Genomic DNA, 21,113 nt, shown 5'->3' on the forward strand with positions numbered 1-21,113 from the left:
TTCGACAGAACGGTCGCGATGGCTGCCGTCAGGGTGGTCTTGCCGTGGTCAACGTGGCCAATCGTGCCGACGTTCACGTGCGGCTTGGTCCGTTCGAATTTACCTTTTGCCATTTGTTTCTCCAACAAAGAACAGTCGCCCGTGCGGGTTTAAGGTCTCCAGCATTGGCCGCCACGGGCAGCAAGCCAGCCACACCGATGCAGGATCGAGGTGGCGCCGAAGACCGGCTGAAATTGAGCGGGCTCACATCCTACCACCCCGCGCTCGCTGGACCCAGCGGCCACGGCAGATCCGGCTTCGCCGGTTTGCTCGTGGCGCCCCCTTGAGGGGGCACGCGAAGCGTGTAGGGGGTGGGCCTTACTTGGAGCGCGCGCTGATGATGGCTTCGGCCACGTTGCGCGGGGCTTCCGAGTAGTGCTTGAACTCCATGGAGTACGTGGCACGACCCTGGGTGGCCGAACGCAGGCTGGTCGAGTAGCCGAACATTTCAGACAGAGGAACTTCTGCCTTGATGATCTTGCCGCCGCCGACCATGTCGTCCATGCCCTGCACCATGCCGCGACGCGAGGACAGGTCGCCCATCACGGTACCGGCGTAGTCTTCAGGCGTTTCGACTTCCACGGCCATCATCGGCTCGAGGATCACGGGCGAGGCCTTGCGGCAGCCGTCCTTGAAGCCCATCGAAGCGGCCATCTTGAAGGCGTTTTCGTTCGAGTCCACGTCGTGGTACGAACCGAAGGTCAGGGTGACCTTGACGTCAACCACGGGGTAGCCAGCCAGCACACCAGCGGTCAGGGTGTCGATGACGCCCTTCTCCACGGCGGGGATGTACTCGCGAGGCACCACGCCGCCCTTGATGGCGTCCACAAACTCGAAGCCCTTGCCGGCTTCTTGCGGCTCGACCGTCAGCACCACGTGACCGTACTGGCCCTTGCCACCGGACTGACGCACGAACTTGCCTTCGACGTCGGTGACCTTGTTGCGGATGGTTTCGCGGTAAGCCACTTGCGGCTTGCCCACGTTGGCTTCCACGCCGAATTCGCGCTTCATGCGATCGACGATGATTTCCAGGTGCAGCTCGCCCATGCCGGCGATGATGGTCTGACCGGATTCTTCGTCCGTCTTGACGCGGAACGAAGGATCTTCAGCGGCCAGGCGCGACAGGGCAATGCCCATCTTTTCCTGGTCGGCCTTGGTCTTGGGTTCCACGGCCTGTGCGATCACAGGCTCAGGGAAGACCATCTTTTCCAGGGTGATGATGGCGTCCGGATCGCACAGCGTTTCGCCGGTGGTCACGTCCTTCAGGCCCACGCAAGCGGCGATGTCGCCGGCCAGAATTTCCTTGATTTCCTCACGCTCGTTGGCGTGCATCTGCAGGATTCGGCCGATGCGCTCTTTCTTGCCCTTGATGGGGTTGAAGACGGTGTCGCCGGAGTTCAGCACGCCCGAGTACACGCGCACGAAGGTCAGCTGACCCACATACGGGTCGGTCATCAGCTTGAAAGCCAGCGCGGAGAACTTCTCGGCGTCGTCGGCCTTGCGGCTGGTGGGCTGGTCGTCGTCGTCCGTGCCTTCGACCGGGGGGATGTCGATCGGGGAAGGCAGGTAGTCGATGACGGCGTCGAGCATGCGCTGCACGCCCTTGTTCTTGAAGGCGGTGCCGCACAGCATCGGCTGGATTTCGCAGGCGATGGTGCGCGTGCGCAGGGCCAGCTTGATCTCGTCTTCGGACAAGTCACCTTCTTCCAGGTACTTGTTCATCAGCTCTTCGTTGGCTTCGGCGGCAGCCTCGACCATGCCTTCGCGCCACTTCTTGGCGTCGGCCTGCAGTTCGGCCGGGATGTCGCGGTAGTCGAACTTCATGCCCTGGGAAGCTTCGTCCCAGTAGATGGCCTTCATCTTCAACAGGTCAACGACGCCCTGGAAGTTTTCTTCGGCACCGATGGGGATGACCACGGGCACGGGGTTGGCCTTCAGACGCAGCTTGAGCTGGTCATAGACCTTGAAGAAGTTGGCGCCGGTGCGGTCCATCTTGTTGACGAAGGACAGGCGGGGCACGCCGTACTTGTTCGCCTGACGCCACACGGTTTCCGACTGCGGCTGCACGCCGCCCACGGCGCAGTACACCATGCAGGCGCCGTCGAGCACGCGCATCGAGCGTTCGACTTCGATGGTGAAGTCCACGTGGCCCGGGGTGTCGATGATGTTGAAACGGTGCTCGGGGTAGGACATGTCCATGCCCTTCCAGAAGCAGGTCGTGGCGGCCGACGTGATCGTGATGCCGCGCTCTTGTTCCTGCTCCATCCAGTCCATGGTGGCAGCACCTTCGTGCACTTCACCGATCTTGTGGTTCACACCGGTGTAGAACAGGATGCGTTCGGTCGTCGTGGTCTTGCCAGCGTCGATGTGAGCCGAGATGCCAATGTTGCGATAGCGCTCGATCGGGGTCTTGCGGGACATGGTGTCACTCCAGATTTGACAAAGCGCCGGCCGCGTGTGACGAACACATGATCGCGGACCGGACGCTTTTTTGGCAGCTGAGCTGCCGGGGGTGGATTAGAAACGGAAGTGCGAGAAGGCCTTGTTGGCTTCGGCCATGCGGTGCACTTCGTCACGCTTCTTCATCGCGCCGCCGCGGCCTTCCGAGGCTTCGAGCAGTTCGTTGGCCAGACGCTGGGCCATCGACTTCTCGGAGCGCTTGCGCGACGATTCCTTCAACCAGCGCATGGCCAGGGCCATGCGGCGAGCGGGGCGAACTTCAACGGGAACCTGGTAGTTCGCACCACCCACGCGGCGGGATTTCACTTCCACCACGGGCTTGATGTTGTTCAGAGCGATGTTGAAGATTTCCAGCGGATCCTTGCCGGCCTTCTTTTCGACTTGTTCGAGGGCACCGTAAATGATGCGCTCGGCCACAGCCTTCTTGCCGGACTCCATGATCACGTTCATGAACTTGGAGAGGTCCACAGATCCGAACTTCGGATCGGGGAGGATTTCACGCTTGGGTACTTCGCGACGACGAGGCATGTCAATTCCTTTCAATGCTTCAGTTGATGTTGACGCGGTGAGATCACCTTGTCTTCATCCGGAGCCTTATCCAAAAGAGATAAAACTGAAGGCTCCACTTACTCGGCAACCGGGGCAAATTCCCTGGCCACCGCCACCTCGGCTTCTCTCCGTCAGACTGCCGTCACCTTGTGACGCGCCGATGAAGGAGGCCGGTTTGCTCACATGAGCGAGACCGATCGGAAAATCCGATCAGGCCTTCTTGGGACGCTTCGCGCCGTACTTGGAACGCGATTGCTTGCGGTCCTTGACGCCTTGCAGGTCAAGGGAGCCACGCACGATGTGGTAGCGCACACCGGGCAAGTCCTTCACACGGCCGCCGCGCACGAGCACAACGCTGTGTTCTTGCAGGTTGTGGCCTTCACCGCCGATGTACGAAATGACTTCGAAACCGTTGGTCAGGCGCACCTTGGCGACCTTGCGCAAAGCCGAGTTGGGCTTCTTGGGGGTCGTGGTGTACACGCGGGTGCAAACACCGCGACGCTGCGGGCAGTTCTGCATCGCAGGCGATTTGGACTTCGTGACCTCGACCTGACGGCCGTGGCGCACGAGCTGGTTGATGGTTGGCATGGATAGATTCCAGTTGGTTCCCGTTGATGTCTCTGGCGGCCAAGCACTTTTCGGATGCCTCACAGGCGTTTGAACGAACGCTTGCAAGTCCTTGGTCCTTGATCCTTGTGCCGCCAGCACAAATCGGCCCTCACAGGAGACACCTGAGCACGTCGGCGAAAGCGCGCATCGGTGGCACCAACCACACAACCCCGCATCCGCAACGTCCGCAGGAACACCCAGCGAAAGCCGAAAAGCCTTCCATTGTAGCCAGCTCGCCGCATGAGTGCAAGCCAGCCGCCCGCGCAGACGCAGAAGCGCCCCTCGCAGACAGCCCACCGATGGTTTTCCCGCCCGCGTGTTCGCGGTGATGCCCATTAGCCTGTCAAACGTTAAAGTTGGTTCAGCAGTCTGGAAAACCAACAAGATTTCACATCAGGATGTGCCTCTGGCGCCTCCACACAAACCTCAGGAACAAGGAGCACCCGTGTCCCTCGCCAAACATGCCGTCGCGCTGGCCCTCAGCGTCACGCTGCCCATCGCCGCTCACGCGACGGTCCCAGCCAGCACCTTCAACTTCTACCTCGAAGGCGGCTCGCTGATCGACACCGTCAGCAACGCGCCCAGCTACGTCAGCGGCGACCTGCAACTCATCGTGCGCGCCTTTGACGCCTCGGGCAAGCAGCTCCAGGTCACCAGCAATTTCACGGGCCTGGGCGCCACCACCGGCAGCCTCCTGGCCGACGGCGATCTCAATGCCGGGTCGCTGTTGTTTGGCGCGCCGGGTGAATACCTGACGCTGACCTTCAACAAGGCCGTGAACATGTCGAGCCTGCGCTTGTCGGGTTGGTCGAACGGTACCCTGGGCTTGGGTGTCGAAAGCGGCACTTTCACCGCTGGCGCCACCTCCTTCACACTGGGCAGCACGAACGACCGCGGCACGCCGCTGACGACCTTCACCACCACGGGCGCCACAGGCACGGTCTTCAAGCTGCAAGCGACAGGTCAATCGGAATTTCGCCTGGCTGGCCTGAACGTGACCGCCGCCGCCGTGCCTGAGCCTGGCAGCTATGCACTGATGGCGCTGGGTCTGGCAGGCATTGGATTGGTGGCGCGCCGCCGCGCCGCCGCCTGAGCACGGAATGCACGACGTGACACCCGGTCGATGCGCCGACAGTCCGAAAACGGCCTCGGCCAAGCATTGAAGTCACGCAAAAAAAGGATCCCTCGGGATCCTTTTTCATTCACACAACCAGCCAGCGATGGCCGCTGGACAGAAGCCGCAACGCCTGCGGTCAGCGGGCAGCCAAGTGCCGCGCTGCGGCCGAAGCGGCCAGCAAGCCAAAGCGCGTGGTTGCCGCGACGACGACGACGACGGCCAGCGCAGATACGGCCTCAGGCGCATCGGCCATGAGGTCGTGCACAGCGGTGAGGGCCAGGGGCAGCCCCAGGAGGAAGCCGGCGATGACGCCGAGTTTTTCCAGCCGCAATTGACGGCGCTCGTCGCCAGCCTGGGCCAGCTTGAGGTTCACGGGATGGGCGGGGGAGAACGATTGGGCCATGGTGCACTCCTTCAACGGTTTGCATGACGTGGGACACAGTCTAAGGGAAAACCACCATCTTTAGGTGAAAACCCTTGTAACGGATCGCATTCCATGGCGCAATCTGTGACAGAAGCGGCGGCTCAGCACCGGCGAGGCGGGCCACTACAATCGCCGTCCATGCGGTTGTCTCTACGCCCTCCTCCCCTGCCCGGCCAGACCTGGGCCGACTGGCGGGCGCAAGCACCACGGCTGGTGCTGGGCGCGCTGCTGCTGACTGCGGGGTTGAGCCTGTCCGGTAGCGTGCTTGACCGGGCCTGGTGCCTGGCCCTGCAGCAGTCCCTGGGCGGCTGGCCCACCACCTGGTCCCTCCTCACATGGTCGGCGCTGGGCATTTGCAGCCTCTTGCTGGTGACTTGCCTGAGCGACGGTGAACCGCGGCGCGTGGCATCCCTGCTGGTGGCCATGGTGCTGGGCGGCCTGGTCGTGCACGCGATCAAGCGGTCCCTGCAGGTGGACCGCCCGCTTGCGGTGTTCGGGCCGGATCACCCGGTGTTCCATGTGATTGGCGAACACCTTCGCAAAGGGTCGATGCCGTCCGGGCACACCACCACCGCCTTCACCGTGGCAGGCTTGATGACCTTGTCGGTGCGCGATGCAGTGCGCCTAGGCGGCATGCTGCCCACTCAGTTGCAGCGCTTTGTCAGCGCGGCCGTGTGGACGGGCTGGTGGCTGCTGGCCGGACTGCAGGGCCTGTCCCGGGTGGTCGTGGGCGCGCACTGGCCCAGCGACGTGGTGGCCGGCGCGGGCCTGGGCCTGATCCTGGCACCGCTGGTCTGGCAGCTCGGCGTGACGCAGCGCCTCGCGCAGGGCTTGTCGCGCGCATCGGTGCGCCCGTGGGTGGGCGGTGCGGTGCCCGTGCTGGCGGTTCTGCTCTGCCTGCTGGACCTGGGTACACCCCTGCCGGCGGCCTGGTGCGCGGCGGTGGGGGGTCTGGGGCTGCTGGGCGCCTGGCGCTGGGGCCGCATCCTGCCTGCTGCACACGCGGCCAACCCCCTTTCCTGATCCGGACCTCACATGATCCCGACCCGCAACGTCCTGGGCCGCGTGCCTCCCTGGCTCTGGCTGGCCCTGCTGCTGACCCTGTGGCTGGCCGGCCTGGGGTTGGCGCCCTTGATCGACGTCGATGAGGGCGCGTTTTCGGAAGCCTCGCGCGAGATGCTGGCCAGCGGCGACTGGGGCCACACCACACTCCATGGCGCCGACCGTTTCGACAAGCCCATCCTGATCTACTGGTTCCAGGCCGCGAGCATGGCGCTGTTCGGCGTCAACGAATTCGCCGCCCGCCTGCCCTCGGCCATCGCGGCGCTGATGTGGTGCCTGGCGGCCTTGCGCTTTGCCGAAGGCTGGCTGGGCTCCCAGGTGGAGCGCGCGGCTGTGGGCATCGTGGCGACCAGCCTCGGGGTGATGCTGATCGGGCGGGCGGCCACGGCCGACGCGCTGCTCAATGCGCTGATGTGCTGGGCCTGCCTGGACCTCTGGCGCCACCTGGACAGCCGCGAGAAAGGGCCGCTGCGCCGCGCCTTCTTCTGGATGGGACTGGGCCTGCTGACCAAGGGGCCGGTGGCTTGCCTGGTGCCGGGCATGGCCGTGACCCTGTACCTGCTGAGCTGTGGCCAGCTGCGCCGCCTGCGCGAGGTGCTGGGCGACCCGCTGGCCTGGGTCATCCTGCTGCTGACGGCCGTGCCCTGGTACGCGTACGCATTGCACCGCCATGGCATGGCCTTCATCGACGGCTTCATCCTGCAGCACAACGTCAACCGCTTCATGCAGGCCAAGGAGGGCCATGGCGGCAGCCCGTTCTACACGCTGCTGGTGGCGCCTTTGCTGATGTTGCCCTGGACGCCATTGCTGGTCGGCGTCGGCGCCAGGCTGGGCAAGGCCTGGCGCACGCCGGTGACGCGCTTCCTGCTGTGCTGGTCGGGTTTCGCGCTGCTGTTTTTCTCGCTGTCGAACACCAAGCTACCGCACTACCTGCTCTACGGGCTGACACCGCTGATGCTGTTGTGCGCGCAGGCGCTGTCAGAGCTGCGCTCGCGTGCCTTGGGCCTGGCGCTGGCCGCATCCCAGTTGCTGCTGTTCGGGCTGCTGTCCGCCAGCCAACACATGGCCGGTTGGCTGGCCGAACGCACGGCCGACCCGCTCTACCACACGCTGCTGAGCACGGCCGCGCCCGGGCCCGCCTGGTGGCTGCTGGCGGCGGTCGGCGCGCTGTGGCTGCTGGTGTGGTGCTGGCCCAAAGGCTGCCTGGCCGACAAGGCCGTGCTGGGGGCCTTGCTGGGCGCCTTCTGGGTGGTGCTGGCCGTCTTGCCCTGGTGGGCCGAAGCCTTGCAAGGGCCCGTGCGTGACCTGGCGCAGGCCGCGCGCAAAGCACCGGGCCAAGCCGTGACGCAATGGCAGACGCGCCAGCCCAGCTTTGCCTTCTACCTGGGCGCACCGACCCCGCCGGGTGGGGCTTCGGTGGGCACACTGGCCTTGGCGCGCAAGGACCGCCTGCCGGCCCAGGACACCGATCTGCGCACCGTGGCCGAGTCTCGCGGCTTCGCCCTGGTGACGCGCGCCGCGCCTGTGCTTGTGCCTGTGCCAGGGGCGGCTTCCGCCGCGAGCACTCCGCCGTGAACGACGACAGCCAGGCCTTCGTGCCGCCGTCCTTCCAGGCGCTGTACCGCGATGCGCGGGGACGCTGGACCCTGCCGCTGCGCGATGTCGCGGCCCGATGCGAATTCTGCGAGGACCTGGCCCAGCACCTCACCGACCACTGCCGCGGCGTCCATGTGGACATCGGCGCCGACGCGCAGGATGTGCTCGGGCGCTGCCTGCAAGGGCTCTTGCAACCGGAGTCCGGCGTGTCGCCCGACGAGGCGCACTGGGTCGTCACCCGCCTGGCCGAGTTGCTGAACTGGCCGCATCCCGGATTGCCATCGGCGGCCGAGTGATCGGCTGAACCCCCGCGCGCCCATGAAAAAGGGCCCCGAAGGACCCTTTTTGACGTGCACCGCCAGCCCGAAGGCCGGCCTGACACACATCACTCGGCGGTGGCGCCACCTTCTGCTGGAGCCGCATCGACCACGTCGGCCACATCGTCCAGCGCGGCCAGCTCCAGAGCGGCACGCTCCTGGGCTTCCTGCATGGCGATGGCGCGACGTTCGGTGTCGTCCATCTCTTCCTTGGCCTTGCGAGCCTGGTGGAAGGCCATGCCGGTACCGGCGGGGATCAGGCGACCCACGATCACGTTTTCCTTCAGGCCACGCAGCTCGTCGCGCTTGCCCATGATGGCAGCCTCGGTGAGCACGCGGGTCGTTTCCTGGAAGGAAGCGGCCGAGATGAAGGAGTCGGTGGACAGCGAAGCCTTGGTGATGCCCAGCAGCACATCGCTGTGCGTGGCGATCAGCTTGCCTTCGGCGCGCATGCGGTCGTTGGTGTCCAGCAGCTCGGAGCGCTCGACCTGTTCACCAGCGATGTAGTGCGTGTCGCCCGGGTTGACGATCTGGACGCGGCGCAGCATCTGGCGAACGATCACCTGGATGTGCTTGTCGTTGATCTTCACGCCCTGCAGACGGTAGACGTCCTGCACTTCGTCGACGATGTAACGGGCCAGCTCTTCGATGCCCAGCAGGCGCAGGATGTCCTGCGGATCGGCCGGACCGTCAACGATGGATTCGCCCTTGTTGACCACCTGGCCTTCGTGCACCAGGATGTTCTTTTCCTTGAGCACGAGTTCCTCGTGGATGCCGCCTTCCGGATCGGTGATCTGCAGGCGGACCTTGCCCTTCGTTTCCTTGCCGAAGGAGACGGTGCCCGTCATCTCGGCCAGGGTGCCCTTGTCCTTGGGGGAACGGGCTTCGAACAGCTCGGCCACACGCGGCAGACCGCCGGTGATGTCGCGGGTCTTCTGACCTTCGATGGGGATGCGGGCCAGCACTTCACCCGGCGACAGGTCCTGGCCGTCGCGGATCTGAACCAGCGAGCCGATCGGGAAGCCGATCATCACGGCGTGGTCGGTGCCAGGGATCTTGACCTCGCTGCCGGACGCGTCCAGCAGCTTGACGCCCGGACGGATCACCTTGGCGGTGCCGCGGCGCTTCGGGTCGATCACGACCAGCGTGGACAGGCCGGTGACTTCGTCCACCTGCTTGGCCACGGTCACGCCTTCTTCGACGTTCTCGAAACGGGCCTTGCCACCGAACTCGGTGATGATGGGGCGGGTCAGCGGGTCCCAGGTCGCCAGGACCAGGCCAGCCTTGACGGTCTGGTCGATCTTGATGTTGAGCTGGGCACCGTAGGGCACCTTGTGACGCTCACGCTCACGGCCGTGCTGGTCGGAGATGACGATTTCGCCGGAACGCGAAATCACCACCAGGTCGCCCTTGCCGTTCGTGACGTAACGCATCGTGGCGTTGAAGCCGATGATGCCGTCCGACTTGGCTTCCACGCTCGAAGCGATGGCAGCGCGCGATGCGGCACCACCGATGTGGAAGGTGCGCATCGTCAGCTGGGTGCCGGGTTCACCGATGGACTGCGCGGCGATCACGCCGACAGCTTCACCGGAGTTCACCAGGCCGCCACGGCCCAGGTCACGGCCGTAGCACTTGGCGCACAGGCCGAAGCGGGTGGCGCAGGTCAGCGGGGTGCGGACCTTGACTTCGTCCACGCCAGCGGCTTCCAGCTCGTCCAGCACATCCTCGTCCAGCATGGTGCCGGCAACGATCAGCACCTGTTGGGTTTCGGGGTGCAGCACGTCGGTCGCAGGCACGCGGCCCAGGATGCGGTCGCGCAGCGATTCGATGACTTCACCACCTTCGACCAGGGCGCGGGTGTTGATGCCTTGGTCGGTGCCGCAATCGACGGTGGTGACCACCAAGTCTTGCGTCACGTCCACCAGACGACGCGTCAGGTAGCCCGAGTTCGCGGTCTTCAACGCCGTGTCCGCCAGGCCCTTTCGGGCGCCGTGGGTGGAGATGAAGTACTGCAACACGTTCAGACCTTCACGGAAGTTCGCCGTGATGGGGGTCTCGATGATGGAGCCGTCAGGCTTGGCCATCAGGCCGCGCATGCCGGCCAGCTGGCGAATCTGGGCCGCAGAACCGCGGGCACCGGAGTCGGCCATCATGTAAATCGAGTTGAACGATTCCTGGTCGACTTCGTTGCCGTGGCGGTCGATGGTCTTTTGCTTGGACAGCTGCGACATCATGACCTTGCCGACTTCGTCGCCGGTCTTGCCCCAGATGTCCACGACCTTGTTGTAGCGCTCGCCAGCGGTCACCAGACCGGAGACGTACTGCTGCTCGATCTCCTTGACTTCCTTCTCGGCGCGCTCGATCAGCTCGTACTTCTGCTTGGGCACCAGCATGTCATCGATGCCGATGGAGATGCCGGCGCGCGTGGCCAGGCGGAAGCCGTTTTGCAGCAGCTTGTCGGCCAGCACCACGGTTTCCTTCAGACCGCACTTGCGGAACGAGGTGTTGATGAGCTTGGAGATTTCCTTCTTCTTGAGCGCCTTGTTGATGTTCGCAAAAGGCAGGCCCTTGGGCAGGATCTCGGACAGCAGCGCGCGACCCACCGTGGTTTCCACCAGCTTGGTCTCGGGCGTGAACTCGCCCGTGACCTTGTCCTTGGTGTACTCCGTCAGGCGGATGTTGATCTTGGCGGTGATCTCGACGACGTTGTTGTCCAGCGCGCGCTGGAGCTCCGGGATGTCGGCAAAGACCATGCCTTCGCCACGGCCGTTGATGCGCTCGCGGGTGGCGTAGTACAGGCCCAGCACCACGTCTTGCGACGGGACGATGGAGGGCTCGCCGTTGGCGGGGAACAGCACGTTGTTGGAAGCCAGCATCAGCGTGCGGGCTTCCATCTGCGCTTCGATGGACAGCGGCACGTGAACGGCCATCTGGTCACCGTCGAAGTCGGCGTTGAAGGCCGCGCAGACCAGCGGGTGCAGCTGGATGGCCTTGCCTTCGATCAGCACGGGCTCGAAGGCCTGGATGCCCAGACGGTGCAGCGTGGGGGCGCGGTTCAGCAGAACCGGGTGCTCCTTAATGACCTCTTCCAGGATGTCCCAGACCACCGGCGTGCCGGATTCGACTTCCTTCTTGGCAGCCTTGATCGTCGTCGCGATGCCCATGGCTTCGAGGCGCGAGAAGATGAAGGGCTTGAACAATTCAAGCGCCATCAGCTTGGGCAGGCCGCACTGGTGCAGCTTGAGGGTCGGGCCCACGGTGATCACGGAACGACCGGAGTAGTCGACGCGCTTGCCCAGCAGGTTCTGACGGAAGCGACCCGACTTGCCCTTGATCATGTCGGCCAGCGACTTCAGGGCGCGCTTGTTGGCGCCCGTCATGGCCTTGCCACGGCGGCCGTTGTCCAGCAGCGAGTCCACGGCTTCCTGCAGCATGCGCTTTTCGTTGCGCACGATGATCTCAGGGGCCTTCAACTCCAGCAGACGGGCCAGGCGGTTGTTGCGGTTGATGACGCGGCGGTACAGGTCGTTGAGGTCAGAGGTCGCAAAGCGACCGCCGTCCAGCGGCACCAGCGGACGCAGGTCCGGCGGCAACACGGGCAGCACTTCCATGACCATCCAGTTGGGCTTGATGCCCGACTTCTTGAAGGCCTCCATGAGCTTCAGGCGCTTGGAGTTCTTCTTGATCTTGAGCTCCGACCCGGTCATGTCGTTGCGCAGCTTGTCGATCTCGACGTCGAGGTCCATCTCGGCCAGCAACTTCTGGATGCCTTCGGCGCCCATCAGCGCGACGAACTCGTCACCGAATTCGAGGCGCTTGGCGTCGTAGTCGTCCTCGGACATGATGCTGAACTTCTTCAGCGGGGTCATGCCCGAATCCACCACCACGTACGCTTCGAAGTACAGCACGCGCTCGATGTCGCGCAGCGTCATGTCGAGCACCAGGCCCAGACGGCTGGGGAGCGACTTCAGGAACCAGATGTGGGCGCAAGGTGCAGCCAGTTCGATGTGGCCCATGCGGTCACGGCGGACCTTGGTCTGGGTCACTTCGACGCCGCACTTCTCGCAGATCACGCCGCGGTGCTTGAGGCGCTTGTACTTGCCGCACAGGCACTCGTAGTCCTTGATCGGGCCGAAGATCTTGGCGCAGAACAGGCCGTCGCGTTCGGGTTTGAACGTGCGGTAGTTGATCGTCTCAGGCTTCTTCACTTCACCGAACGACCAGCTGCGGATTTTCTCCGGCGAAGCCAGGCCGATCTTGATGGCATCGAAATGCTCATCGGGCGTGAATTGCTTGAACAGGTCCAGCAAACCTTTCATGGGGCTCTCCTATTCCTAATCAGTTGCGCTCAAGTTCAATGTCGATGCCCAAGGAACGGATTTCCTTGACCAGCACATTGAACGATTCCGGCATGCCCGCCTCGATGGCGTGCTCGCCCTTGACGATGTTCTCGTACACCTTGGTACGGCCATTGACGTCGTCGGACTTGACGGTGAGCATTTCCTGCAGCACGTAGGCCGCACCGTAGGCTTCCAGCGCCCACACTTCCATTTCACCGAAGCGCTGGCCACCGAACTGCGCCTTGCCACCCAGCGGCTGCTGCGTGACGAGCGAGTACGGACCGGTCGAACGCGCGTGCATCTTGTCGTCCACCAAGTGGTGGAGCTTCAGCACGTGCATGTAGCCCACGGTGACCGGGCGCTCGAAAGCTTCGCCGGTGCGACCGTCGTGCAAGACAGCCTGGGTGCGGGTCGGGGTCAGGCCCTTGGCCTTGGCCACATCGGCCGGGTAGGCCAGCTGCAGCATGCCGCGGATTTCTTCTTCCTTGGCGCCGTCGAACACCGGGGTGGCGAACGGCATGCCCTTGGACAGGTTGCCGGCCATGTTCAGGATGTCGGTGTCGCTCAGGGCGGTCACGTCTTCCTTCTTGCCACCGGACTGGTTGTACAGCTCGTCGAAGAACTTGCGCAGCTCGGCCACGGCGGCCTCTTGCTGCAGCATGTTGCCGATGCGCTGGCCAATGCCCTTCGCAGCCCAGCCCAAGTGCACTTCCAGCACCTGGCCGACGTTCATCCGCGAGGGCACGCCCAGCGGGTTCAGCACGATGTCGGCAGGGGTGCCGTCGGCCATGTAAGGCATGTCCTCGATCGGAACGATCTTGGAGACCACGCCCTTGTTGCCGTGGCGGCCGGCCATCTTGTCACCCGGCTGCAAGCGACGCTTGACGGCCAGGTGGACCTTGACCATCTTCAAGACGCCTGCAGGCAGCTCGTCGCCTTGCGTGAGCTTCTTGCGCTTTTCTTCGAACGCGAGGTCGAAGCTGTGGCGCGTCTGCTCCAGCGAGTTCTTGATGGATTCGAGCTGGTTGGCCAGTTCGTCTTCCGCGGGGCGGATGTCGAACCAGTGGAACTTGTCGATGGACGACAGGTAATCGTCGTCCAGCGCCGTGCCCTTGGGCAGCTTGTTGGGGCCACCGTTGGCGATCTTGCCGATCAGCAGCTTGCGGATGCGGTCGAAGGCGTCGGCCTCGACGATGCGCAGCTGGTCGTTGAGGTCCAGGCGGAAGCGCTTGAGCTCGTCGTCGATGATCTGCTGGGCGCGCTTGTCACGCACGATGCCTTCACGGGTGAAGACCTGCACGTCGATGACGGTGCCCATCGTGCCCTGGTCCACGCGCAGCGAGGTGTCCTTCACGTCGGACGCCTTCTCGCCGAAGATGGCGCGCAGCAGCTTCTCTTCAGGCGTGAGGGTGGTTTCGCCCTTGGGCGTCACCTTGCCGACCAGCACGTCGCCCGGGCCGACTTCGGCACCGATGTAGACGATGCCGGACTCGTCCAGGCGAGCCAGCTGGTTCTCAGACAGGTTCGGGATGTCGCGGGTGATTTCTTCGGAGCCCAGCTTGGTGTCGCGGGCCATCACGACGAGTTCTTCGATGTGGATCGAGGTGTAGCGGTCTTCGGCGACCACACGCTCCGAGATCATGATCGAGTCTTCGAAGTTGTAGCCGTTCCAGGGCATGAAGGCCACGAGCATGTTCTGGCCCAGGGCGAGTTCGCCCAGGTCGGTCGATGCGCCGTCGGCGATCACGTCACCGACAGCCACCACATCGCCGCGATCGACGATCGGACGCTGGTGGATGTTGGTGTTCTGATTGGAACGGTGGTACTTGATCAGGTTGTAGATGTCGACGCCGACTTCACCGGCCACGGTTTCCGCGTCATTGACACGGATCACCACGCGGTTGGTGTCAACGTAGTCCACCACGCCACCGCGCTTGGCCACCACGACGGTGCCCGAGTCCACAGCGGCCACGCGCTCCACGCCGGTGCCGACGAAGGCCTTTTCCGGGCGCAGCGTGGGCACAGCTTGACGCTGCATGTTGGCGCCCATCAGTGCGCGGTTCGCGTCGTCGTGCTCCAGGAAGGGCACGAGCGAGGCAGCGACCGACACGATCTGGGTCGGGGCCACGTCCATGTACTGGATGCGCTCAGGCGAGGTCAGCACCGATTCGCCGCTTTCGCGGGCAGAGACCAGCTCGTCGGTCAGGCGGCCGTTGGCGTCCAGCGAGGCATTGGCCTGCGCGATGACGTACTTGCCTTCTTCGATGGCCGACAGGTAGTCGATCTGGGTGGTCGTCTGGCCGTCGTTCACGCGGCGGTACGGCGTCTCCAGGAAACCGTACTCGTTCAGGCGGGCGTACAGGGCCAGCGAGTTGATCAGACCGATGTTCGGGCCTTCCGGCGTTTCGATCGGGCAGACACGGCCGTAGTGGGTCGGGTGCACGTCGCGCACTTCGAAGCCAGCGCGCTCGCGGGTCAGACCGCCCGGGCCCAGGGCGGAGACGCGACGCTTGTGCGTGATCTCCGACAGGGGGTTGGTCTGGTCCATGAACTGCGACAGCTGCGAGGCACCGAAGAACTCCTTCAGAGCCGCAGAGATCGGCTTGGAGTTGATCAGGTCGTGCGGCATCAGGGCTTCGGTCTCGGCCTGGCCCAGACGCTCCTTGACAGCCTTCTCGATGCGCGCCAGGCCCGAGCGGTACTGGTTTTCGGCCAGTTCGCCCACGCAACGCACGCGGCGGTTGCCCAGGTGGTCGATGTCATCGACTTCGCCGCGACCGTTGCGCAGCTCGACCAGGATCTTCACGACCGACAGGATGTCGTCGTTGGACAGGGTCATCGGGCCGGTGGCGATGTCGCGGCCCACACGGGCGTTGAACTTCATGCGACCCACGCGCGACAGGTCGTACGTGTCTTCCGAATAGAACAGGCGCTGGAACAGGGCCTGCACGGCGTCTTCGGTCGGCGGCTCGCCAGGACGCATCATGCGGTAGATGGCCACGCGGGCGGCCAGCTCGTCGGCCGTCTCATCGGTGGCCAGCGTTTGCGAGATGTAGGCGCCTTGGTCCAGTTCGTTGGTGAACAGGACTTCGATGTCGAGGATGCCGGCCGAGCGCAGCTTCTTCAGCAGCGCTTCGGTCAGCTCTTCGTTGGCCTTGCCGATCAGCTCGCCCGTGTCGGGGTCGATCTGGTTCTTGGACAGCACGCGGCCCAGCAGGAAGTCTTCGGGCACGCTGATGTGCGTGGTGCCGGACTGCTCCAGGGCGCGGGTGTGGCGCGCGGTGATGCGCTTGTCTTTTTCAACAACAACAGCACCGGCCTTGTCGGTGATGTCGAAGCGGGCCACTTCGCCCTTGAAGCGCTCAGGCACGAAGGCCAGCTGCGCACCGGCGTCCATCAGCTTGATCTGGTCGTTCTGGAAGAACGTGCTCAGGATCTGCTCGTTGTTCATGCCGATGGCCTTCAGCAGGGTCGTCACCGGCATCTTGCGGCGGCGGTCCACGCGGAAGTACAGCAGGTCCTTGGGGTCGAACTCGAAGTCCAGCCAGGAGCCACGGTAGGGGATGATGCGTGCCGAGAACAGCAGCTTGCCCGACGAGTGCGTCTTGCCCTTGTCGTGCTCGAAGAACACGCCAGGCGAACGGTGCAACTGAGACACGATGACGCGCTCGGTGCCGTTGATGATGAAGGAGCCGTAGTCGGTCATCAGGGGCACTTCGCCCATGTAAACCTCTTGCTCCTTGACTTCCTTGACCACCTTGGACTGGGACGTGGACGTCTCACGGTCATAGATGATCATCTGCAGGCGTGCACGCACGGCCGACGCGAAGGTCAGGCCCCGCAGCTGGCACTCACGCTCATCGAACGCCGGCTTGGCGATGTTGAACTCGATGAATTTCATCTCGACGAAGCCATTGTGCGAAACAATGGGGAACGCCGAGACAAAAGCGGCTTGCAGGCCTTCGGGCTTGCGCTGCTGTGGCGGCACGTCCTTTTGCAGGAACGCGACGTAGGAGTCCTTCTGCATCGTCAGCAGGTAAGGGACATTGAGCACGCTGCCACGCTTGCCAAAACTCTTGCGAATCCGCTTGCGCTCGGTGTAGCTGTAGGGGGTTGCTTGCGCCATAAACTCTCCGTTTCGGACACCCGACGGGGTGATCCGCTTCGAATTCAGGCCCCGTCCTGGCCGAGGATGGGGCCTGGAACGTGACCGATTGTTCGGCGACTGGCCATTCGGGCATTGCACCCGAGGCTTGGTGGTTGGCCACTACCAACCGCTGGCAGACAACCTGTGCGCAGTGAATTCGCGCTCAGGCTCGACCAAACCAGTTCTCCGCAGTCGGTTCAGAGAACACTCGAAAAGCCCTCCAGTGTACTACCACGGGGGGCTTTTCGGGTGCTCTCAGGGATTTTGCACCCTGAAAAGCCGAAAGCTGCCCCCAGCAGGGAGCAGCTGTCTTGCACCAGTGATCTGGGAAAGACCGCCCGCCGAAGCCAGCGATCTTGCCAAATTACTTGATTTCGGCGGTGGCGCCAGCTTCGACCAGCTTCTTCAGAGCGGCTTCGGCGTCGGCCTTGGCCACGGCTTCCTTGACGTTCTTCGGAGCGCCGTCCACCAGGTCCTTGGCTTCCTTCAGACCCAGGCCGGTGATTTCGCGCACGGCCTTGATGACGCCGACCTTGTTGGCGCCAGCGCCGGTCAGAACGACGTTGAATTCGGTCTTCTCTTCCACGGCGGCAGCAGCGCCACCAGCGCCACCGGCAGCGGGAGCGGCCATGGCGGCTGCGGACACGCCGAACTTCTCTTCGATGGCCTTGACCAGCTCGGAGAGTTCCATCACGGACATGCTGTCCAGGGCGGTCAGGAATGCGTCTTTATCGAATGCCATTTTGGGTTCCTAAATATCGGTAAAAGGTTGGTTCAGTACGAAGCGGGCGGTTGGCCAGCGCTTCAGGCGGCAGGGGCTTCGGCGACCGGGGCTTCTGCAGCCTCGGCGGGGGCGGCTGCGCCACCACCCTTTTGCTCGCCCACGGCGGCCAGCACGCGTGCCAGACCCGAGATCGGCGATTGCAGCAGGCCACAGATCTGGGCCAGCAGCACTTCCTTGCTCGGGATCGAGGCCAGGGCCTTGACGCCATTGGCGTCCAGGGCCTTGCCGGCGTAAGCGCCAGCCTTGATGACCAGCTTGTCATTGCCCTTGGCAAAGTCAGCGATCACCTTGGCAGCTGCCACGGCATCTTCAGAGAAGCCATAGATCAGCGGGCCGCTCATGCTCTCGGCCGCGACTTCAAACGGCGTGCCAGCAACAGCGCGGCGTGCCAGGGTGTTCTTCAGCACGTGAAGATACACACCTTGTGCACGGGCGGTCTTGCGCAGCGCGTCCAGTTGAGCCACGGTGAGACCGCGGTACTCAGCCAGTGCCAGCGTTTGCGACTTGCCCGCTTGGGCAGCCACTTCCGCGATCACGGCTTCTTTCTCGTTGCGATTGAGACTCAAGGTCTACTCCTTAAAACATGCCTTTTGGTCAAAGCACCATCAGGTGCGGCGACCTCCGGGCACACCCGGTTGCAGCGACCTTCTGCCTCGGAACCCACACCGTCACGACAACGACGCGGAAACCTTCAACAGCGGGTGCGCCATCTGCGTAGGCTGGGGGATTAAGCCTGGGCACGCCTGAACAAGCGCGTGCTTCGACGCCTACGGTCTTTGATAGCCTGACGCTCAGTGGCATGCCACCGGGCGCCAGCCCACCAATCTTGGTCAGGCGGTCCGCGCCAGACTCGCGCGGTGCCTGGTCAGCGACGCCACCAAGGCGCCACCGACGATGTCATGTGCGATCCAGACGGATCAGCCAGCGGTGATGCTGTTCACATCGACGCGCACGCCCAGACCCATGGTCGAGGACACGGCGACTTTGCGCAGATAAACGCCCTTGCTGGAAGCAGGCTTCAGCTTGGTCAGGGCCTCGAGCAAAGCAGCCAGGTTGCCCTTGAGCTTGTCGTCGTCGAAGGAGCGACGGCCGATGGTGCCGTGGACGATGCCGGCCTTGTCAACGCGGAACTGGACCTGGCCAGCCTTGGCGTTCTTGACGGCGGTGGCGACGTCCGGGGTCACGGTGCCGACCTTGGGGTTGGGCATCAGGCCGCGGGGGCCCAGCACGGTACCCAGGGTACCGACGATGCGCATCGTGTCCGGCGAGGCGATGACCACGTCGAAGTTGATGTTGCCAGCCTTGACCTGCTCGGCCAGGTCTTCCATGCCAACAACGTCGGCGCCGGCGGCGCGGGCTTCGTCGGCCTTGGCGCCCTGGGCGAACACGGCGACGCGCTTGGTCTTGCCGGTGCCGTTGGGCATCACGACGGCGCCACGCACGACCTGGTCAGACTTCTTGGCGTCCACGCCCAACTGCACGGCCACGTCGATGGACTCATCGAACTTGGCGACGGCAGCCGACTTGATCAGGGTGAGGGCTTCGTCGAAGCGGTACAGCTTGGTGGTATCGACCTTGTCAGCGAAGGCCTTTTGGCGTTTGGTCAGCTTCGACATGTCAGACACCTTCCACGATGATGCCCATGGAACGGGCGGAACCAGCGATCGTGCGGACAGCAGCGTCCAGATCGGCGGCGGTCAGATCCTTCTGCTTGGTCTGGGCGATCTCTTCGATCTGGGCGCGCGTCAGCTTGCCGACCTTGTCAGCTTGCGGACGGGGCGAACCCTTTTCGATCTTGGCAGCCTTCTTCAACAGGACGGTCGCAGGCGGCGTCTTGATGATGAAGGTGAAGGACTTGTCTGCGAACGCCGTGATGACGACGGGCAGCTTCAGACCGGGCTCGACACCTTGGGTCTGGGCGTTGAACGCCTTGCAGAACTCCATGATGTTCAGACCGCGCTGACCCAGCGCGGGACCCACCGGGGGCGAAGGGTTCGCCTTGCCGGCCGGGATTTGCAGCTTGATGAAGCCGATGATCTTCTTGGCCATAGTTTCTCCTGAAACCACGCCAGCGGCCTGCCGGTGTGGTCGAGTGCAAACGCCTGATTCGCTGCGTGCGCCGCTTCAAGCCTGTGCTTGTTGCGTTGCGCGAGCAGCCCCCAGGCTCCTCATGCCGCGATCTCGCTCACGGCTGGTGCGTCGGTGTTGGCCGCCCCATGAACCCGCCGCGATGCGACATGCCATGGTGCAACCTCCCCACCGAGGAGGAAAGACTGCGATTCTAAATCGCTGAACCTGTCGTTGGCAAGTGTTTGCGCAATGAAAAAGCCCCCGAAGGGGCTTTTCACATGGGCGCAGGGCCAGCCGCGGTCGTCAGATCTTCTCGACCTGACCGAAGTCCAGCTCGACCGGCGTGGCGCGGCCGAAAATGGTGACCGACACGCGCAGCTTGGACTTTTCGTAGTTGACGTCTTCGATGGAACCGTTGAAGTCAGTGAAGGGGCCTTCCTTGACGCGGACCACTTCGCCGTTTTCCCACTCGACCTTGGGCCGCGGCTTCTCGATGCCTTCCTTCATCTGGTTGACGATCTTCATGACCTCGTCTTCCGAGATGGGGGCAGGACGGTTCTTGGCGCCACCGACGAAACCGGTGACCTTGGAGGTGTTCTTCACCAGGTGCCAGGTGTCGTCCGACATCAGCATTTCCACCAGCACATAGCCGGGGAAGAAGCGGCGCTCGGTGACGGACTTCTTGCCGTTCTTGACTTCCACCACTTCTTCGGTCGGCACCAGGATGCGGCCGAACTGCTCCTGCATGCCGGCGCGGTCGATGCGCTCGCGCAGGTTGCGCTCAACGGCCTTTTCCATGCCGGAGTAGGCATGCACCACGTACCAGCGCAGCGAGTTGGCCGGCGTGGCGGAAGGAGCGGCTTGGACGTCAGTCATGTGTCAACCTCGTGGTGTGTTGTTCGCTGCGCAGGGGAAATCAGTGCTTCCAACCCAGGACCAGGTCGTAAATCACCCACTCCAGCGCCTTGTCGGTCAGCCACAGGAACAAGGCCATGATCACCACGAAGGCGAAAACGTACAAGGTCATTTGCGTGGCCTCCGGGCGGGTGGGCCAGACGACTTTCTTCAGTTCTTTGACCGAATCCTGACCGAAGGCCACGAGCTCCTTGCCCTGGATGGAGGTCAGGAACACGCCAACGGCACCCGCCAGCAGGACCAGCAGGACCAGGACGCGCAGCCAGAGGTCTTGCTTGCCCAGGAGGTAGAACGCGGCCACACCGCCCACCACGAGCAGGCCAGTGGCAGCCAGCTTGGCCTTGTCGGCGCTGGTGGAAACGGTGTCGATGTCCGAGGTGGCCATGGGCGTCAAACGTGAGGGCAGTGGAGTGAGGCAATAAAGCCCGCCGACTCATGGAGAGCCTGCGGGCTGCTGTGCGACAGCGGTGTGGGGGCTCAGTTCGTGGCAGGGGCAGTAGGAATCGAACCTACAACCTTCGGTTTTGGAGACCGACGCTCTGCCAATTGAGCTATACCCCTACTGGCCAGAAACTGAAGCGTTGATTTTAGTCCAGGATCTTGGCAACCACGCCGGCGCCGACGGTGCGGCCACCTTCGCGGATGGCGAAACGCAGACCTTCTTCCATGGCGATCGGGGCGATC

The 21,113-nt window shown here is 63.7% G+C and carries 18 protein-coding genes and 1 tRNA gene; 4 read left to right on the forward strand and 15 right to left on the reverse strand.

The window, feature by feature from the left end:
* The 4 genes from EV672_RS17790 to rpsL form a co-directional block, all read right to left on the reverse strand.
* On the reverse strand, nt 1–113 hold a 113-nt coding region (locus EV672_RS17790; protein ID WP_243738762.1), incomplete at its 3' end, for a GTP-binding protein.
* A gap of 244 nt (nt 114–357) precedes the next feature.
* On the reverse strand, nt 358–2,460 hold the full coding sequence (gene fusA, locus EV672_RS17795; protein ID WP_133611306.1) for an elongation factor G: 2,103 nt from the start codon (nt 2,458–2,460) through the stop codon (nt 358–360).
* 96 nt (nt 2,461–2,556) lie between these two features.
* A complete protein-coding gene (gene rpsG / locus EV672_RS17800) occupies nt 2,557–3,027 on the reverse strand; it encodes a 30S ribosomal protein S7 (RefSeq protein ID WP_058088973.1) in 471 nt (156 codons plus the stop codon).
* Nucleotides 3,028–3,258: 231 nt separating this feature from the next.
* On the reverse strand, nt 3,259–3,636 hold the full coding sequence (gene rpsL / locus EV672_RS17805; RefSeq protein WP_058088974.1) for a 30S ribosomal protein S12: 378 nt from the start codon (nt 3,634–3,636) through the stop codon (nt 3,259–3,261).
* A gap of 466 nt (nt 3,637–4,102) precedes the next feature.
* Here rpsL and EV672_RS17810 point away from each other — a divergent pair, with 466 nt between their 5' ends.
* The gene (locus tag EV672_RS17810; RefSeq protein ID WP_166643632.1) at nt 4,103–4,750 is read left to right on the forward strand and encodes a PEP-CTERM sorting domain-containing protein; all 648 of its coding nucleotides are present in this window, start codon (nt 4,103–4,105) and stop codon (nt 4,748–4,750) included.
* 160 nt (nt 4,751–4,910) lie between these two features.
* Here EV672_RS17810 and EV672_RS17815 read toward each other — a convergent pair whose 3' ends face one another.
* Nucleotides 4,911–5,177, reverse strand: coding sequence for a hypothetical protein (locus EV672_RS17815; RefSeq protein WP_133611308.1), 267 nt, complete (start codon nt 5,175–5,177; stop codon nt 4,911–4,913).
* A gap of 159 nt (nt 5,178–5,336) precedes the next feature.
* On the opposite strand from EV672_RS17815, the gene EV672_RS17820 reads away from it, so the two are divergent.
* The 3 genes from EV672_RS17820 to EV672_RS17830 are packed head-to-tail and all read left to right on the forward strand — an operon-like array spanning nt 5,337 to nt 8,152.
* The gene (locus tag EV672_RS17820) at nt 5,337–6,221 is read left to right on the forward strand and encodes a phosphatase PAP2 family protein (protein ID WP_166643633.1); all 885 of its coding nucleotides are present in this window, start codon (nt 5,337–5,339) and stop codon (nt 6,219–6,221) included.
* Nucleotides 6,222–6,233: 12 nt separating this feature from the next.
* Nucleotides 6,234–7,835, forward strand: coding sequence for an ArnT family glycosyltransferase (locus tag EV672_RS17825; RefSeq protein ID WP_133611310.1), 1,602 nt, complete (start codon nt 6,234–6,236; stop codon nt 7,833–7,835).
* On the forward strand, nt 7,832–8,152 hold the full coding sequence (locus EV672_RS17830; RefSeq protein WP_133611311.1) for a hypothetical protein: 321 nt from the start codon (nt 7,832–7,834) through the stop codon (nt 8,150–8,152). Before EV672_RS17825 ends, EV672_RS17830 begins: the two co-directional genes overlap by 4 nt.
* An 89-nt stretch (nt 8,153–8,241) precedes the next feature.
* Here EV672_RS17830 and rpoC read toward each other — a convergent pair whose 3' ends face one another.
* The 10 genes from rpoC to EV672_RS17880 all read right to left on the reverse strand — a co-directional run.
* Nucleotides 8,242–12,492: a DNA-directed RNA polymerase subunit beta' gene (gene rpoC, locus EV672_RS17835; protein ID WP_133611312.1), complete on the reverse strand. Its 4,251-nt coding sequence runs from the start codon at nt 12,490–12,492 to the stop codon at nt 8,242–8,244.
* A gap of 19 nt (nt 12,493–12,511) precedes the next feature.
* Entirely contained in the window at nt 12,512–16,639 is a 4,128-nt protein-coding gene (gene rpoB / locus EV672_RS17840) for a DNA-directed RNA polymerase subunit beta (protein ID WP_133611313.1), read from the reverse strand.
* A 385-nt stretch (nt 16,640–17,024) separates the two neighbouring features.
* Entirely contained in the window at nt 17,025–17,402 is a 378-nt protein-coding gene (gene rplL / locus EV672_RS17845) for a 50S ribosomal protein L7/L12 (RefSeq protein WP_133611314.1), read from the reverse strand.
* Between the two features lie 62 nt (nt 17,403–17,464).
* A complete protein-coding gene (gene rplJ / locus EV672_RS17850; RefSeq protein WP_133611315.1) occupies nt 17,465–18,010 on the reverse strand; it encodes a 50S ribosomal protein L10 in 546 nt (181 codons plus the stop codon).
* Nucleotides 18,011–18,361: 351 nt separating this feature from the next.
* On the reverse strand, nt 18,362–19,060 hold the full coding sequence (gene rplA, locus EV672_RS17855) for a 50S ribosomal protein L1 (protein ID WP_133611316.1): 699 nt from the start codon (nt 19,058–19,060) through the stop codon (nt 18,362–18,364).
* 1 nt (nt 19,061) lies between these two features.
* Nucleotides 19,062–19,493 (reverse strand): 50S ribosomal protein L11, encoded by a 432-nt coding sequence (gene rplK, locus EV672_RS17860; RefSeq protein ID WP_133611317.1) that lies wholly within the window; start codon nt 19,491–19,493, stop codon nt 19,062–19,064.
* A gap of 324 nt (nt 19,494–19,817) precedes the next feature.
* Entirely contained in the window at nt 19,818–20,390 is a 573-nt protein-coding gene (gene nusG, locus EV672_RS17865; protein ID WP_133611318.1) for a transcription termination/antitermination protein NusG, read from the reverse strand.
* A 40-nt stretch (nt 20,391–20,430) separates the two neighbouring features.
* On the reverse strand, nt 20,431–20,814 hold the full coding sequence (gene secE, locus EV672_RS17870) for a preprotein translocase subunit SecE (RefSeq protein WP_133611319.1): 384 nt from the start codon (nt 20,812–20,814) through the stop codon (nt 20,431–20,433).
* A gap of 100 nt (nt 20,815–20,914) precedes the next feature.
* A tRNA-Trp gene (locus EV672_RS17875) sits at nt 20,915–20,990 on the reverse strand.
* Nucleotides 20,991–21,016: 26 nt separating this feature from the next.
* Nucleotides 21,017–21,113: EF-Tu C-terminal domain-related protein (locus tag EV672_RS17880; RefSeq protein WP_082016399.1), on the reverse strand; the 97-nt coding region annotated here is incomplete at its 5' end.

Source organism: Aquabacterium commune, from assembly GCF_004362855.1.
GTDB lineage: Bacteria > Pseudomonadota > Gammaproteobacteria > Burkholderiales > Burkholderiaceae_C > Aquabacterium > Aquabacterium commune.

Excerpts from the sequence above, each read along its gene's own strand:
- fusA (WP_133611306.1), bottom strand. The coding sequence starts at position 2,460 with ATGTCCCGCAAGACCCCGATCGAGCGCTATCGCAACATTGGCATCTCG.
- rpsG (WP_058088973.1), bottom strand. The coding sequence starts at position 3,027 with ATGCCTCGTCGTCGCGAAGTACCCAAGCGTGAAATCCTCCCCGATCCG.
- rpsL (WP_058088974.1), bottom strand. The coding sequence starts at position 3,636 with ATGCCAACCATCAACCAGCTCGTGCGCCACGGCCGTCAGGTCGAGGTC.
- EV672_RS17815 (WP_133611308.1), bottom strand. The coding sequence starts at position 5,177 with ATGGCCCAATCGTTCTCCCCCGCCCATCCCGTGAACCTCAAGCTGGCC.
- EV672_RS17820 (WP_166643633.1), top strand. The coding sequence starts at position 5,337 with ATGCGGTTGTCTCTACGCCCTCCTCCCCTGCCCGGCCAGACCTGGGCC.
- EV672_RS17825 (WP_133611310.1), top strand. The coding sequence starts at position 6,234 with ATGATCCCGACCCGCAACGTCCTGGGCCGCGTGCCTCCCTGGCTCTGG.
- rpoC (WP_133611312.1), bottom strand. The coding sequence starts at position 12,492 with ATGAAAGGTTTGCTGGACCTGTTCAAGCAATTCACGCCCGATGAGCAT.
- rpoB (WP_133611313.1), bottom strand. The coding sequence starts at position 16,639 with ATGGCGCAAGCAACCCCCTACAGCTACACCGAGCGCAAGCGGATTCGC.
- rplL (WP_133611314.1), bottom strand. The coding sequence starts at position 17,402 with ATGGCATTCGATAAAGACGCATTCCTGACCGCCCTGGACAGCATGTCC.
- rplA (WP_133611316.1), bottom strand. The coding sequence starts at position 19,060 with ATGTCGAAGCTGACCAAACGCCAAAAGGCCTTCGCTGACAAGGTCGAT.
- rplK (WP_133611317.1), bottom strand. The coding sequence starts at position 19,493 with ATGGCCAAGAAGATCATCGGCTTCATCAAGCTGCAAATCCCGGCCGGC.
- nusG (WP_133611318.1), bottom strand. The coding sequence starts at position 20,390 with ATGACTGACGTCCAAGCCGCTCCTTCCGCCACGCCGGCCAACTCGCTG.
- secE (WP_133611319.1), bottom strand. The coding sequence starts at position 20,814 with ATGGCCACCTCGGACATCGACACCGTTTCCACCAGCGCCGACAAGGCC.